The sequence below is a fragment of the Bacillus sp. 1NLA3E genome (assembly GCF_000242895.2).
Taxonomy (GTDB): domain Bacteria; phylum Bacillota; class Bacilli; order Bacillales; family Cytobacillaceae; genus Bacillus_BU.
The window spans coordinates 1,688,109-1,702,703 of the sequence record NC_021171.1; the positions used below are offsets into that span (position 1 = coordinate 1,688,109).

The following is a 14,595-nucleotide window of genomic DNA, read 5'->3' on the forward strand; positions in this document are numbered from 1 at the left end:
TGCTATCTACCATCATCTTTTTATTAATTTTCCCAATATCAGCATTTGCTAAGGGAAATTCTGTGGAAATCGATACTGGAGATACCACCTGGATTTTGGCAGCAACAGCAATTGTATTGTTTATGCATGTGCCGGGATTGGCCCTATTTTATGGAGGATTAGTCAGTCAAAAAAACGTCGTGTCAACGATGATGCATAGCTTTGCCAGTCTTTTGATCGTGAGTGTTGTTTGGGTCCTGTGGGGATATACCCTAACCTATGGTACGGATATTGGTGGGTTTATTGGCGGGCTTGATTATCTTGGCTTTAAAGGGGTTGATGGGGAAGCAACCTTTGGGACATTAACGATCCCTCATTATATTTTTGCGATTTTCCAAACAACCTTTGCGGCGATTACTGTTGCGATTGTTTCTGGAGGAATCGCCGGTCGAATCTCCTTCCCGGCATGGGTGATGTTTTCAGTATTATGGCCGACCTTTGTATATGCTCCAATGGCACACTGGGTATGGGGTGGCGGCTGGCTATCAGGTATCGGTGAATTAGATTTTGCTGGAGGAACAGTTGTCCATATCCTCTCTGGAGTAAGTGCTTTGGTGGCTGCATTAATGATAGGTCCTAGGCATCGGAAGCATGAAAGTGCCCCGCATAATCTTGTTATGTTCCTCATTGGTGCAGGAACGCTTTGGTTTGGATGGTTAGCATTTAATGGAGGGAGTGCACTTGCTTCAGGTGGACTTGCATCTCTAGCTTTTGCTAATACACATGTTGCTGCCTGTGCTGCAGGAATTGGCTGGGTTACGATCGAGTGGATTCTCAGAAAACGGCCAACACTGGTGGGCGCTGCAACTGGGGCCATCGCAGGTTTGGTTGCGATTACTCCGGCAGCAGGTTATGTGACCATTCCATCTGCTTTAATCATGGGTTTTCTTGGTAGCTGGGTTTGCTATTTTGGTGTTAACTTCGTGAAAAATCGTTTTAAATATGATGATACACTGGATGCCTTTGGAATCCATGGAATAGGTGGAGTATGGGGAGCACTTGCTACTGGCATTTTTGCAACAAAAGAGGTGAATCCTGCAGGAAATAACGGCTTACTATATGGCAATCCAGAACAGTTGCTCCATCAAGTAATGGGAATCGGGGTAACCTTGGTGTTAGCGGTAGTTGGAACCTTTGTTATCTTAAAATTCATCAGTATATTTACTCCATTACGTGTCAGTAAGGAAGATGAATTGATGGGCTTAGATCTTAGTTTTCATGAGGAACCTGCTTATCATAATAGTAGTCAACACCCAGTTGGTTCACAGACTTCAAAACCAATTCAAAATCCAGGGATCATTTCTGATCAACCAATCGGTGGTTAGGTTGAATGACTTGAGGCAAGGCTCACCATCAAAGGAGGGAGTTAGGTGCATATTCACAGTGATCAATCCTTGCAGCTTCCGGCTTCAGTTATGACCATTGGAGCATTGGATGGAGTTCATTACGGGCACCAGAGTTTAATTAAAAGCGCAAAGAAGCGTGCCATAGATTTAGGAGTCCCTCTGGTGGTTTATACTTTTGACCCTCCACCAAGGGTTTTTTTCTCAAACGTTAGGTTGTTAACACCACTACCAGATAAGATTAAGAGACTAAGAATTCTTGGGGTAGATCATGTGGTTGTAGCACCTTTTGATATTGAATATGTTAATCGGAATGTCTGTTCGTTTCTTGAAGAATTGACAGACTTAAATCCTTTGGAAGTATGGGCTGGAACGGATTTTCATTTCGGGAAAAATAGGGCAGGTAATATTTTCACGTTACGAAATCATTTTGTTGTACGCGTGTTAGAGCCGGTTCGATGCAGTATGGGAGAAATCATTTCTTCAAGTAGAATACGGTCATTAATGAATCAAAACCTGTTTAATGAAGCTGAACAGCTATTAGGGTGGAAAATGATTTCTCAAGCTTTTGAACAAGTTAATTGATATTTTTTTCGTCTTAAGGATTCAAAACCAAAACCCTGAGAGGAGTAGAATTATGGCCAATGCAGAGGTGACCCCATCTAATAGATTAATAGACGATCGACCACTAATTTCTAGATTTCCATTTCCGTTTAAAGGAAATTCCTACCGGTATTCAAATAACTCTGTTGCTTTACAGTCTGGAAATATCCTAGATATTACTCCGGAATATTTTGAGGAAATCGAAAAAAAACGCCACATTTTAAATAATACTCACAACCGTTCTTATCAATCCTTCAATCACTCTTTAGAAGCACAATGGGAAATATTAGAGATGGTTTTGGATGAAATGTGTAAGATGTATCCCAACTATTTTAAGTTGGAAAAAAGAGAAAATATTTGGTTCTTTGAGAATTATCTTCTTAATGAAAAAGAAGAATTTATGTTTGGCGATGCTTCAACATTACCCTACGAACCATTAGATTTTATTGGCAGGCATGTGCAAGAGGATTTAGTCTATGTTGCACAAAGGGATAGCGATTTATATATGGATGCCGGTCAAATTTGTTTTCCTGCCAACTGGTCGATTGCCTTTGATCTAGGGATGACATTTACTGAATGGCACTCTCCGGTTCCCCATTTTTCCGATAGTGGAATGTCTGAAAAAGTAAAAGGATTTTTAATGAGAATGGAAGCGGGGAAACCTTGGACCCGCTTAAATTGGACCTTAACGGTTGAGCCTATTTTAAATACTTTCCCTGAAAATCATCATGATTGGGGGGTGAAAAAAGACAAGATAACGGTTGAAAATGTAGGGGAACTAGTCCATCTTAGAACCGAAGATCAGCGTTTGTTCCGTTTACCCCAAAGTAACGGAATCTTGTTTAGTATTCATACCTATTTAATCCCTATGAAGGAATTAAGAAAAAATGAAAAATGGCTTCAACAATGCCATCAAGTTTTAGTAGATCTTCCTGACTATATGGCAGAGTATAAAGGATTTAACTCCTATAAAGACAAGTTGATTGCTTATTTAGATAAGGAAATACAAGCATTGTAATAAGAGGGTGAGAAAATGTTGGAGTTGGAGGATCAAATTTTTGAGTTATCTTTATCAATAAAAAAATCAATAGATAATTCCATGAAAGGGAATAAGTTGCTTTTTTTTATTGATCATTCAACGGTTATTGAGAGTTTAGCACTGGTTGAATATTTAAAAATAAAGCAGTTTAGGCCGAGAATTTATTTGGAAAATGGTGCGGTCGAGGAAAAAGTCTTCGATTATTTTAAATCGAAACTTCAATCTGATGTGATCATCCTTCCCGATTTTACAGAAAAGGAGATCCAGCCGATCCTAAAGAAAGAAACGATGGGAACAAAATTGTTCTTATTTGGTTACTGGAAGATGGTTATTAAAATTAAAAAAATCGCACAAAAAATTGGTTTTTCAGAACCGGAAATAATCGTGTGTGGCATTGGTGAAAAAGAAGAAAGAGTGTTTTGTGTAAGGTGCTATCATCAAAATAAAAAAAACGATCAACCCGTCTTGACTTGTGAAAAATGCTCTACAACTTTAGATGTTTCAAACCATTATTCCAAGCGTCATGATGCCTATCTTGGCTATATTAAAGTTTAAAAAGGAAAAGAGGCAGAACCCCAACCTATTGGAGTCTGCCACTTTTTTGTTACCATGAAAAATTATGTTGTTGTGTTCCTAGTTTTTATTTATCTGTAAAAGTTCTTTATTTTTTATATATTGGTATATATTGGTTGCTAATTGAATGTTGAATAATTGTTGACTGTTGGTTAGGTCTAATAAGAGAATATCTTCAATCCTTTTTAAACGATAATTAAAGGTGTTCGTGTGGATATGCAGGATATCCGCCGTTTTCTTCACGTTTTGATTTTGATCAAAATAAACAAACAGGGTTGATAATAATTCACCTTTTCGAGATTGTTCATAATCAATAAGAGGTCCCAATACTTCATGGATAAAATCGATTAATTCTTCCTCGGAATTTTGCAGAATAAATCTTTGAATGCCAAGATCGGTATAACAGAGAACATTTTCTTCGAAATGATAGTCTTGGATAAACGTAATACATTTGTTCGCTTCTTTAAATGAATGGTGAACATAAAGTAATCCAGGCTTCACTCTACCAATTCCAACGTTTGCACCAATTTGATATTTTAAGTGAATCTCCTTTAGATATCTTTTGGCTTGCTCTTTTAACTGAGCAAAGATGATTGTCTGTGATAATTTTGGATCAAAAGAGAGGAGGAAAACAATTTGATTCTCATTGCGCACAGACATTCCTTGGGGATTTTTTTCGATAAAAATCCCATTTGAAATATGTTGTAAATTTCTCATCAAATGATCCCCGCTGAATTTTAGTTTGTCAGAATCACCCAAGTTAATAATGAGAGCAATATAGTTTCGATTTGGATCAAGATTGAGGTTCTTTGCCTTTTGAATCAGTGTTTCATCCATTTGACCGGAAAAGAGTTTAGTGACCAATTCCCCCCGTAATCTTTGCTGCGTATCAAATACTGCCTGTTCTTTCACCAATTCAAGGGAAATAACGGTACAAGCATGTTCAAGTGCGGCGATATCCACTTCAGCCATTACTTTGTTGGAGAGGATCATTAACATCCCGAGTGACTTAGGTTTTGAACCAAGTGATAACACAATTAATTGAAAGTTTTCTCCAGCTAATTCAATCTCAGTAACAGAGTGAGATTTTTCAAGTGTGAAAATAATTTGTTGGGCTTGTTGTTTTATAAAATCGACCATTTCATTTGATAGAGAAGGGCCATAGGCTGAAGCAATTATTTCACCTAAATCATCAAAAAGAAGCGTATGCTGACGGATTGTTTTATGTATATAAGTCATGATGGATTGAAGCCCTTCCCCATTCAAAACAAGATTTGCTAAATTTCTATGGATTTCAATTGATTGGGAAAGCTTAAGAACAGTTTGCTCTTTTTCGCGGTATAGGTTTGATTTTTCTAAAGCGATGGCTGCTTGGTGACAAATTGCCTCTAGTAGATTAATATCCTCTTGTTTAAAGGTTAAAGATTGTTGAAATGAGTCTAACGTGATGACACCGATACAGTGTCCCTTTGACATGATTGGTGAACACATCACTGAGGTAAAATGAAAGTTATGTGGAATGGATCTGTCTAATAAATCACGATTATGTATTTTTAAGGTTGATAATGACTTTTTTATTTCTTCTTCATTAGGGTAGATTACACATTTTCTTGCTGCAAAGGCCTTTCCTGTCATGGATTCTCCAGTTTGCAGTCGAATTTGTCTAAAAATCTGCGGATAAAAAATTCCTTGTGCTGATTGAGCAATCAAACAATTCTTTTCCATATTAAATAACCATAAAGACCCACCACCAGCTGCATCAACAACTGATATGGTTTCAATCATTATCGAATCAATGATTGTGTCGATATCAAATGATGAATTGATAACGTTTGAAACATGGATTAAAGACTGCATTTGTCGGCGAGTTAATGTTTCTTGACACTCTTGAATCTGTTTCATCGATAATCACCCCTAAACTTATGGTATAAAAGCCCTAGAAATAATAGCTTTTGGTGTGTTTTTGTGTAAAAGCAACAAATTTTTGGTGCTGTTATTCAGAAGAATGAACATAGCAATCTATTTTTCAATTGTTATAATTATAAGAAAGTTTAGAAAATATTGAAAGGAGTTGTCGAAGAGGGATTTAGCGGTGTTTTGACAAGTTTTTCGTAATTATGCTGTCAGCCATTTGTCTTTTTGTAGTAAAGCAGAAAGTTATGTCGAAAAAAGTCAGAATATTAAGAAAAAGAAGGGGTTGAAGATAAATGAATTTTGATTTAACGAAAGAACAAGAGATGATTCGAAAGTTAATCCGTGATTTTGCAGAAGCAGAAGTTGCTCCTGGTGCAGATGAAAGAGATCGTACGGGGGAATTTCCTAAGGAAATATTTGAAAAGCTAAGTGAACTTGGAATTATGGGTCTTCCTTTTTCGGAACAATACGGCGGTGGTGAGGCAGATACGACTAGCTTTGCAATCGTAGTTGAAGAATTGAGCCGTGTCTGTGGTTCAACGGGTATTACATATTCGGCTCATATCTCTCTTGGTGGCGCCCCACTAAATTTGTTTGGGACTCATGAACAAAAAGAGAAATATTTAACGCCGATTTGTACTGGAGAATCCTTTGGGGCATTTGGTTTAACTGAACCTAACGCTGGATCTGATGCTGGAGGAACTCAAACAACTGCCGTCCTTGATGGAGATGAGTGGGTTATTAATGGCTCTAAATGTTTTATTACCAATGCAAGCTATGCAAAACATCTCGCAGTCACAGCTATAACGGATCGCTCAAAAGGAACAAATGGAATTAGTGCCTTTATCGTTCCTACAGATGCACCTGGATTTACTGTCGTCAGTAATTATGAAAAATTAGGTCTTCATTCTTCCAATACAACCGAATTAATAATGGAAAATGTAAGGGTTCCCAAGGAAAATCTTCTTGGAAAAGAAGGCCATGGCTTTAAGCAATTTTTAGCTACCCTTGATGGTGGAAGAATCGGAATTGGCGCGATGGCTGTAGGACTGGCTCAAGGGGCTTACGAAAAAGCATTGCAGTATGCTCAAGAAAGAAAACAATTTGGTAAAAGCTTATCAACATTCCAAGCAATCCAATTTAAATTAGCTGACATGGCGATGAACATTGAATTAGCTCGTACTGCGGTTTACAAAGCGGCATGGTTAAAGGATCAAGGTAGAACATTTAAGAAGGAAGCAGCGATCGCTAAACTATTTGCATCAGAAATTTGTATGCGGGTATGTGACCAAGCCGTTCAAATTCATGGTGGCTACGGGTATATGAAGGAATACCAAGTGGAACGTTTCTTCCGTGACGCAAAACTATTAGAAATCGGTGAAGGAACATCAGAAGTACAAAGAATGGTAATTGCACGCGAAATAGGGTGCTAAAGCTAAAAGCGGAAGCGGCCGGTTAGCGACGTATGGACTGGAGCACACCGACTGAGATAAAGGAAACACGAAGAGCGAGAGCGATTCGATGTTGACGCAATCGTTGCGGAGGTGGGTGAAGTCCACTAGTCGCTGGGCGCTGGAGCTAGACAAAGCGAAAAGCGGAAGCGCCAGGTGCTTGAAAAGGATAGCTGTTAAAAAAATCTTAATAAGAGGTGGATTTCAAGTATGAGTGAGATCTTACATGTTACGGTTGGAAAATTGCTAGAACAAGTGGCCAATGAACGACCAGATAATGAAGCGGTTGTCTATCCAGATCGAAACCTTCGATATACGTATAAGCAGTTCGATGACCAGTGTAGAAAAGTTGCTAAAGGCTATATGAAACTTGGTCTTGATGCGGGCGACAAAATGGCGATTTGGGCCACTAATTACCCGGAATGGTTAACAACACAATTCGCAACCGGGAAAATGGGAGCTATCCTCGTTACCGTTAATACAAGCTATCAGTCAGCTGAACTTGAGTATCTATTAAAACAGTCAGATGCTACAACGATGGTGTTGATGGAAGAGTATCGCGGAACATCATACGTAGATACACTATATGAGATTGTTCCTGAGTTAAGAACATCCGTTCCAGGACAACTTAAATCTGAAAAACTACCATTCCTAAAGAATGTAATCGTGTTAGGAGAGAAACGCTACCCAGGGATGTTCCTTTGGTCGGATCTATTAGAAATGGCAGATTTGGTTAGTGATGAATTACTAAAGGCAAGAATGGAATCACTAGATCCAGATGATGTCATAAACATGCAGTATACATCAGGAACAACAGGATTTCCAAAAGGTGTCATGCTTACTCACAATAATTTAGTTAATAATGCCGTAAATGTCGCAGCCTGTATGAATCTGACCCACAAAGATCGTATGTGTATTCCAGTACCATTCTTCCACTGCTTTGGCTGTGTTCTCGGGACGCTCACTTGCGTTGCGGTAGGAGCTACGATGGTTCCTGTCAAAGAATTTAACGTCACAGACGTACTGAGCGCTGTACAAGATGAGAAATGTACAGCATTACACGGAGTCCCTACGATGTTTATTGCGGAATTAAACCATCCGGAATTCGAAAAATATGAGCTATCCTCATTGCGTACAGGAATCATGGCGGGTTCAACCTGTCCTGCTGAAGTCATGAAAGCCGTTACCGAAACGATGGGGGCAAGCGAAATTACGATCACATACGGTCAGACTGAATCCTCGCCTGGGATTACCATGACGAGAACGAATGATCCATTTGATTTACGAGTCAACAGTGTTGGTCGAGCGATGCCGAATGTCGAAGTAAAAATAGTCGACCCTACAACAAACAAAGAGGTTCCCTTTGGAGTTCCTGGTGAGCTTTGTACCCGTGGCTATCATGTCATGAAAGGCTATTACAAAAATCCTGCAGCTACTGCTGACGCCATTGACGAAGAAAACTGGTTGCATACTGGTGATATTGCGGTCATGGATGAAAATGGATACTGCCAGATTACCGGTCGTCTAAAAGATATGATTATCAGAGGCGGAGAAAATATTTATCCTCGTGAAATCGAAGAGTTTTTGTATACACACCCTAAAGTACTCGACGTCCAAGTTGTAGGAATTCCAGACGAGAAATATGGAGAAGAAGTAACGGCGTGGATTCGCTTAAAAGAGGATACAACAGCAACATCTGAAGAAATTCGTGATTATTGCAAAGGGAAAATTTCTCGATTTAAAATTCCAAGATATATCGAATTTTGTGAAGCCTTTCCAATGACCGCATCGGGGAAAATTCAAAAATTCAAACTTCGTGAAGATGCAATAAAATTTGTAAACGTACTTAAATAACTTTAGAAACGGGTGAATAGAATGTTTAAAAAGGTTTTGATCGCTAATCGTGGGGAAATTGCAGCACGAGTAATCCGGACATGTAAGGAGTTAGAAATATCTACGGTTGCCGTTTATTCAGATGCTGATGCAGAGGCGCCACACGTCAAATTGGCAGACGAGTCATATCTCCTTGGTGGATCTAGAGTAGCAGAGAGCTATTTAAATGTAGATAAAATCCTGGAAATCGCCCGTTTATCGAAAGCGGAGGCTATTCACCCTGGGTATGGCTTACTATCTGAAAATGCGGAATTTGCACGACGTTGTGAGAAAGAGGGACTAGTCTTTATTGGTCCTTCTCCTGAAGTTATATCGCAAATGGGAAGCAAAATTGAATCTCGGAAAGCAATGGAAGATGCTGGTGTTCCAGTCGTACCAGGGATCACCTTTCCATTAGCCGATGCTGAAGAAGCGGTTGAAGTGGCCAATCGAATTGGCTACCCAGTCATGCTTAAAGCCTCTGCAGGTGGGGGCGGGATTGGAATGCAGGTTGTCCGCGGTCCAGAAGAAATTCAAAAGGCCTTTGAGGGAAACCAAAAAAGAGCGACTGATTTCTTTGGTGATGGAGCAATGTATGTTGAGAAATTTGTTGAAAATCCAAGACATATCGAAATTCAAATTTTAGCAGATGATCAGGGAAATACAGTTTATTTATGGGAACGTGAATGTTCAATCCAACGCCGTCATCAAAAAGTGGTTGAGGAAGCGCCTTCATCATTTTTGACCGAAGCCACTCGGAACAAAATGGGAGAGGCGTCCGTTAAAGCGGCTAAAGCAATTGGCTATAAAAATGCAGGTACTGTAGAGTTTTTAGTTGATGAGGATCAGAATTTCTATTTTCTTGAAATGAACACAAGATTGCAAGTAGAACATCCAGTTACGGAAGAAATTACTGGATTGGATTTGGTAGAAGAGCAGCTTCGAATTGCAGCCGGACTTCCGTTGAAGTTTACACAGGATGAGGTTTTGCGTGAGGGGCATGCAATTGAGGTGCGTATTTATGCGGAGGATCCGAAGACATTCTTCCCTTCTCCTGGAAAAATCACGAAATTAGTTTTACCAGAAGGAACAAATGTACGTCATGAATTAGCTATTCACGACCAATCAGCTGTTACTCCATTCTATGACCCGATGATTGCCAAGCTTGTCGTGAAAGGAAAAGACCGCGCTGATGCGATTGAAGGTTTACAAAATGCACTCGCAGGGTACCAAGTTGAAGGAATCAAAACAAATATCCCGATGCTCCAAGAAGTAGTCGCGCACCCAGCGTTCCGTTCTGGCGATACGACAACTAATTTTGTGGCTCAGTATATACAAACAAAACAAAAAACCGCGACGAATCGCGCTAAATAGGAGGAAGAAATATGAGTGAAGTAGTAGCAAGTATGGCAGGAAATGTATGGAAGGTTCTAGTGAAAGCTGGGGATCAAATCGAAGAAGATCAAGATGTGGTCATCTTAGAATCAATGAAAATGGAAATTCCGATTGTAGCGGAATTTGATGGGACCGTTGTCGAGGTAAAAATAAATGAAGGTGATTTTGTTAATGAAGGGGACGTCATTATCGTAGTTGAGTAGATAAGAGCCCATATTTAATTAACGGTTGAGGGGAGAATAAGCGATGAACTGGCCGACAGATGTAACAATTAAGGAAGTAGGTCCCCGGGATGGATTGCAGAACGAAAAGGTTTTTATCTCGACGGAGGATAAAATTGCTTGGATTAACCAATTGTCAGCAAGCGGATTGAAAAATATTGAAATAACTTCCTTTGTTAACCCAAAATGGATTCCTGCTCTTTCTGATGCTGTTTTGGTATCAACAGGTATTACCCGTGTTCCGGGTGTAATCTACACCGCGCTTGTTCCCAATCAGCAAGGTCTGGAACGAGCGTTGAAAGCGAACATTGATGAAGTGGCTGTGTTTATGTCAGCCAGTGAAACGCATAATTTAAAAAATATAAATAAGTCAATAGAAGCTACTTTTCCGATTTTACGAGAATTGGTGCAGGATACCATTGTAGCTGGTAAATCTAGTCGCGGCTATGTTTCTACTGTATTTGGTTGTCCATATGAAGGTAGCGTTGATATTGAAAACGTCATTCGAGTATCAGAGACATTGTTTGAAATGGGGATTGACGAGCTTTCCCTCGGTGATACCATCGGTGTGGCTAATCCAAAGCAGGTACAAATGGTGTTGGAAGTCTTATTAAATAGATTTCCTGCCGAGAAATTAGCTATGCATTTTCACGATACAAGGGGAACAGCGTTAGCCAACATCCTAGTATCGTTAGACATGGGAATTACCACTTTTGATTCCTCTCTTGGTGGATTAGGTGGTTGCCCGTATGCACCAGGGGCATCTGGGAATGTGGCAACAGATGATTTTAACTATATGCTAAACGGGATGGGAATTCACACAGGCGTGGATCAGGGGAAATTGCTTCAGGCAGCCCGTTTCATTCAGGAAAAGATCGGTAAGCCATTACCAAGTCGCAGTCTTAGCTTTGCTTGTGCAAGTAAGGATGAACAATCAGTATAGGGGAAGGTGAAAACGTGGGTAAATCGGTGTTAGTTACAAGATTGGAAAATGGAATTGTTCTGATAACGCTAAATCGCCCGGAAGCAGCCAATGCATTATCGATCCATATGTTGGAAGAACTTCATGAAGCAATCCTGACCTGTAAATTTGACCGGACCATCCGCTGCCTGGTTATTACCGGAGCAGGGGAGAAAGCTTTTTGTGCAGGGGCTGATCTAAAAGAACGGGCCGGAATGGATCCGATTCAAGTACGGAAAACAGTTTCATTAATTCGTGGAAATATAAATGAATTAGAAGCATTGCCTCAGCCAGTAATTGCCGCAGTGAACGGAGTAGCATTTGGTGGAGGAACAGAATTAGCATTGGCGAGTGATATCCGTGTTGCTTCGGAAACTGCCAAACTAGGACTTACTGAAACCGCACTCGGAATCATTCCAGGTGCTGGGGGGACGCAACGCTTGCCTAGATTGGTAGGCAAGGGTCGAGCTAAAGAACTTATTTTTACCGCCCGCCGGATTGATGCGTGGGAAGCACGAGAAATTGGCTTAGTAGAATATGTAGTGCCAGCTGATCTCTTGCTTGAAAAAGCTTTAGAATTAGCAAATCAAATAGTTCGTAATGGTCCAATCGCGGTTGCTCAAGCAAAGTTTGCCATTGATAAAGGCTATGATGTTGATTTAAACACAGGTCTAGCTATTGAGCAAAATGCCTACGAAATTACGATTCCGACGAAGGATCGTATCGAGGGCTTACAAGCATTTAAGGAAAAGAGACCGCCGGTTTATGTTGGAGAATGAGAATAAGCGAAATAATCATATAGATGAAACTAGTTTAACAGAGGGAGGAAAAGCAATGACAGTTGAGGTAAAGACCATTCAGGAGACCCTTCAGGAAAGAGTGGAACAAATTAAAAAGGGTGGAGCCCCTAAATACCATGAAAAGAATCAAGAACAAGGCAAATTGTTTGTTCGTGATCGGTTAAAGTTATTGTTTGATCCTGGGTTTGGATTAGAGGATGCCCTTTTTGCAAACTGTGCAGCTGGCGATCTTCCGGCAGATGGTGTTGTCACTGGGATGGGTAAAATCAATGGTCAGGTTGTTTGTGTAATGGCAAATGATTCAACGATCAAAGCGGGTTCTTGGGGATCTCGCACGGTTGAGAAAATTATTCGAATTCAAGAAACGGCCGAGAAACTTCGAGTACCTCTTCTTTATTTAGTCGATTCAGCCGGAGCCCGGATTACAGATCAAGTGGAAATGTTCCCTGGTCGCCGTGGTGCAGGACGAATCTTTTATAATCAAGTTAAACTTTCGGGTAAAGTGCCGCAAATCTGTGTTTTGTTTGGTCCGTCAGCTGCTGGTGGAGCTTATATTCCTGCATTTTGTGACATCGTAATCATGGTCGATAAGAATGCTTCAATGTACCTTGGCTCGCCGCGTATGGCAGAAATGGTTATTGGTGAAAAAGTAACCCTCGAAGAAATGGGCGGAGCCCGGATGCATTGTTCTGTTTCAGGCTGTGGTGATATCCTTGCAAAAAATGAAGAAGAAGCAATTTCACTAGCACGAAATTATTTGTCGTATTTCCCAGCTAATTTTTCTGAGAAACCACCTGTTCGAGATGTTGTCGCACCTAAGCAGTTAACGAAAAAGTTAGCGGATATCATTCCGCCGAATCAGAATTCTCCATTTAATATGCATCACCTGATTGAAGGGTTTATTGACGAAGGCTCCTTCTTCGAGATCAAAAAACTGTTTGCAGGTGAACTTATTACTGGTTTAGCACGAATGAATGGAAAGCCTATCGGGATTATTGCGAATCAGCCTCGAGTCAAAGGTGGGGTGTTATTCCATGATTCTGCAGATAAAGCAGCTAAATTTATTAACCTTTGTGACGCCTTCAATATTCCATTATTATTCCTAGTTGATGTTCCAGGATATATGATTGGAACAAAGGTTGAGCGTGCAGGAATCATTCGTCATGGTGCCAAAATGATTTCAGCGATGGCTGAAGCGAGTGTTCCAAAAATCTCGGTTATAGTCCGAAAAGCATACGGTGCGGGACTATATGCCATGGCGGGCCCAGCATTTGAACCTGATTGTTGTCTAGCTTTGCCATCAGCTTCGATTGCTGTTATGGGACCTGAAGCAGCTGTAAATGCCGTATATGCCAATAAAATTGCCTCCTTACCTGAAAGCGAGCGTGCTGCATTTGTTGATGAAAAGCGCGAGGAGTACAAAGAGGATATTGACATTTATCGCCTAGCTTCTGAAATGATTATTGATGGAATTATCCCAGCAGATTCGTTACGTGAAGAGTTGGTGAATCGCTTTGAGGTTTATTCATCTAAATATGTGATGTTCTCTGAACGGAAGCATCCAGTTTATCCGGTCTAATCTTGTTTTTTTGAAGCTCATTCATTCTTCAAAAGGGGGTTTGTTCAATGAAAAAAGGTAAAATAGTAGATTCTTTTTCGGAAGCAATTCAAGATATTCAGGATGGGGCAACCATCATTGTCGGCGGATTTGGACTTTGTGGAATTCCTGAAAAAGCAATCCTAGCATTGCGAGATCAAGGTACGAAAGATTTAGAGATTGTTAGCAACAATTGTGGTGTGGATGATTGGGGACTTGGTTTACTCCTTGCGAATAAACAAATTAAGAAAATGATTTCTTCCTATGTTGGCGAAAACAAAATTTTTGAGCGTCAGTATTTAAGTGGAGAGCTTGAAGTAGAGCTAGTCCCTCAAGGTACATTAGCTGAGCGGATTCGTGCCGGTGGCGCTGGGATTCCTGGCTTCTACACCGCAACAGGGGTAGGAACTCCGATTGCCGATGGGAAAGAACATAAAGAGTTTAACGGTAGAACGTATCTGTTAGAAGAGGGAATCGTTGGAGATTTTGCCTTAGTAAAAGCTTGGAAGGCAGATCCGCTTGGTAATCTCGTTTTCCGCAAAACAGCTCGCAATTTTAACCCAATGGCGGCAACGGCTGGGAAAATTACCATTGCAGAAGTAGAAGAGATTGTAGGAATGGGCGAATTAGATCCGGATGAAATACATACACCTGGAATCTACGTTCAACGGGTCCTATTAGGCACCAATTATGAGAAGCGGATTGAAAGACTTACTGTAGCAAAAGCATAAGCGGTTTTATTTTTAGGCCGTGTTAAAGCTCAATGTTGATTTTTTGCACAATGTTG

General features: G+C 40.3%; 13 protein-coding genes. 12 read left to right on the forward strand and 1 reads right to left on the reverse strand.

What is annotated here, in order from left to right; translation table 11 throughout:
* Positions 1-68: 68 nt before the first annotated feature.
* Genes B1NLA3E_RS08150 through B1NLA3E_RS08165 form a run of 4 tightly spaced genes read left to right on the forward strand, consistent with a single transcriptional unit; the run spans position 69 to position 3,579 of the window.
* The gene (locus tag B1NLA3E_RS08150) at positions 69-1,364 is read left to right on the forward strand and encodes an ammonium transporter (protein ID WP_201765848.1); all 1,296 of its coding nucleotides are present in this window, start codon (positions 69-71) and stop codon (positions 1,362-1,364) included.
* 45 nt (positions 1,365-1,409) lie between these two features.
* Entirely contained in the window at positions 1,410-1,967 is a 558-nt protein-coding gene (locus tag B1NLA3E_RS08155) for an FAD synthetase family protein (RefSeq protein ID WP_015593362.1), read from the forward strand.
* A 52-nt stretch (positions 1,968-2,019) separates the two neighbouring features.
* The gene (locus B1NLA3E_RS08160; protein ID WP_041580397.1) at positions 2,020-3,003 is read left to right on the forward strand and encodes a heme-dependent oxidative N-demethylase family protein; all 984 of its coding nucleotides are present in this window, start codon (positions 2,020-2,022) and stop codon (positions 3,001-3,003) included.
* 15 nt (positions 3,004-3,018) lie between these two features.
* Positions 3,019-3,579: a dimethylamine monooxygenase subunit DmmA family protein gene (locus tag B1NLA3E_RS08165; protein WP_015593364.1), complete on the forward strand. Its 561-nt coding sequence runs from the start codon at positions 3,019-3,021 to the stop codon at positions 3,577-3,579.
* Positions 3,580-3,657: 78 nt separating this feature from the next.
* On the opposite strand, the gene B1NLA3E_RS08170 is transcribed toward B1NLA3E_RS08165, so the two are convergent.
* Positions 3,658-5,499: a helix-turn-helix domain-containing protein gene (locus B1NLA3E_RS08170; RefSeq protein ID WP_015593365.1), complete on the reverse strand. Its 1,842-nt coding sequence runs from the start codon at positions 5,497-5,499 to the stop codon at positions 3,658-3,660.
* 305 nt (positions 5,500-5,804) lie between these two features.
* On the opposite strand from B1NLA3E_RS08170, the gene B1NLA3E_RS08175 reads away from it, so the two are divergent.
* The 8 genes from B1NLA3E_RS08175 (at position 5,805) to B1NLA3E_RS08210 (ending at position 14,539) form a co-directional block, all read left to right on the forward strand.
* Positions 5,805-6,944 (forward strand): acyl-CoA dehydrogenase, encoded by a 1,140-nt coding sequence (locus B1NLA3E_RS08175; RefSeq protein WP_015593366.1) that lies wholly within the window; start codon positions 5,805-5,807, stop codon positions 6,942-6,944.
* A 228-nt stretch (positions 6,945-7,172) separates the two neighbouring features.
* On the forward strand, positions 7,173-8,816 hold the full coding sequence (locus B1NLA3E_RS08180) for an AMP-binding protein (protein WP_015593367.1): 1,644 nt from the start codon (positions 7,173-7,175) through the stop codon (positions 8,814-8,816).
* Positions 8,817-8,837: 21 nt separating this feature from the next.
* Positions 8,838-10,208, forward strand: coding sequence for an acetyl-CoA carboxylase biotin carboxylase subunit (locus B1NLA3E_RS08185; protein WP_015593368.1), 1,371 nt, complete (start codon positions 8,838-8,840; stop codon positions 10,206-10,208).
* 11 nt (positions 10,209-10,219) lie between these two features.
* The gene (locus B1NLA3E_RS08190) at positions 10,220-10,432 is read left to right on the forward strand and encodes an acetyl-CoA carboxylase biotin carboxyl carrier protein subunit (protein WP_015593369.1); all 213 of its coding nucleotides are present in this window, start codon (positions 10,220-10,222) and stop codon (positions 10,430-10,432) included.
* Between the two features lie 43 nt (positions 10,433-10,475).
* A complete protein-coding gene (locus B1NLA3E_RS08195; RefSeq protein ID WP_015593370.1) occupies positions 10,476-11,393 on the forward strand; it encodes a hydroxymethylglutaryl-CoA lyase in 918 nt (305 codons plus the stop codon).
* A 14-nt stretch (positions 11,394-11,407) separates the two neighbouring features.
* Positions 11,408-12,190 (forward strand): enoyl-CoA hydratase, encoded by a 783-nt coding sequence (locus B1NLA3E_RS08200; RefSeq protein ID WP_015593371.1) that lies wholly within the window; start codon positions 11,408-11,410, stop codon positions 12,188-12,190.
* A gap of 55 nt (positions 12,191-12,245) precedes the next feature.
* Positions 12,246-13,790 carry an acyl-CoA carboxylase subunit beta gene (locus tag B1NLA3E_RS08205; RefSeq protein WP_041580972.1) on the forward strand — a complete coding sequence of 515 codons (1,545 nt, stop codon included), beginning with the start codon at positions 12,246-12,248 and terminating at the stop codon, positions 13,788-13,790.
* A gap of 47 nt (positions 13,791-13,837) precedes the next feature.
* Positions 13,838-14,539: a CoA transferase subunit A gene (locus B1NLA3E_RS08210; protein ID WP_015593373.1), complete on the forward strand. Its 702-nt coding sequence runs from the start codon at positions 13,838-13,840 to the stop codon at positions 14,537-14,539.
* Positions 14,540-14,595 lie beyond the last annotated feature (56 nt).

Coding starts and splice junctions, on each gene's coding strand:
- B1NLA3E_RS08170 (WP_015593365.1), bottom strand. CDS start 5,499: ATGAAACAGATTCAAGAGTGTCAAGAAACATTAACTCGCCGACAAATG.
- B1NLA3E_RS08185 (WP_015593368.1), top strand. CDS start 8,838: ATGTTTAAAAAGGTTTTGATCGCTAATCGTGGGGAAATTGCAGCACGA.
- B1NLA3E_RS08190 (WP_015593369.1), top strand. CDS start 10,220: ATGAGTGAAGTAGTAGCAAGTATGGCAGGAAATGTATGGAAGGTTCTA.
- B1NLA3E_RS08180 (WP_015593367.1), top strand. CDS start 7,173: ATGAGTGAGATCTTACATGTTACGGTTGGAAAATTGCTAGAACAAGTG.
- B1NLA3E_RS08160 (WP_041580397.1), top strand. CDS start 2,020: ATGGCCAATGCAGAGGTGACCCCATCTAATAGATTAATAGACGATCGA.
- B1NLA3E_RS08195 (WP_015593370.1), top strand. CDS start 10,476: ATGAACTGGCCGACAGATGTAACAATTAAGGAAGTAGGTCCCCGGGAT.
- B1NLA3E_RS08165 (WP_015593364.1), top strand. CDS start 3,019: ATGTTGGAGTTGGAGGATCAAATTTTTGAGTTATCTTTATCAATAAAA.
- B1NLA3E_RS08210 (WP_015593373.1), top strand. CDS start 13,838: ATGAAAAAAGGTAAAATAGTAGATTCTTTTTCGGAAGCAATTCAAGAT.
- B1NLA3E_RS08175 (WP_015593366.1), top strand. CDS start 5,805: ATGAATTTTGATTTAACGAAAGAACAAGAGATGATTCGAAAGTTAATC.
- B1NLA3E_RS08205 (WP_041580972.1), top strand. CDS start 12,246: ATGACAGTTGAGGTAAAGACCATTCAGGAGACCCTTCAGGAAAGAGTG.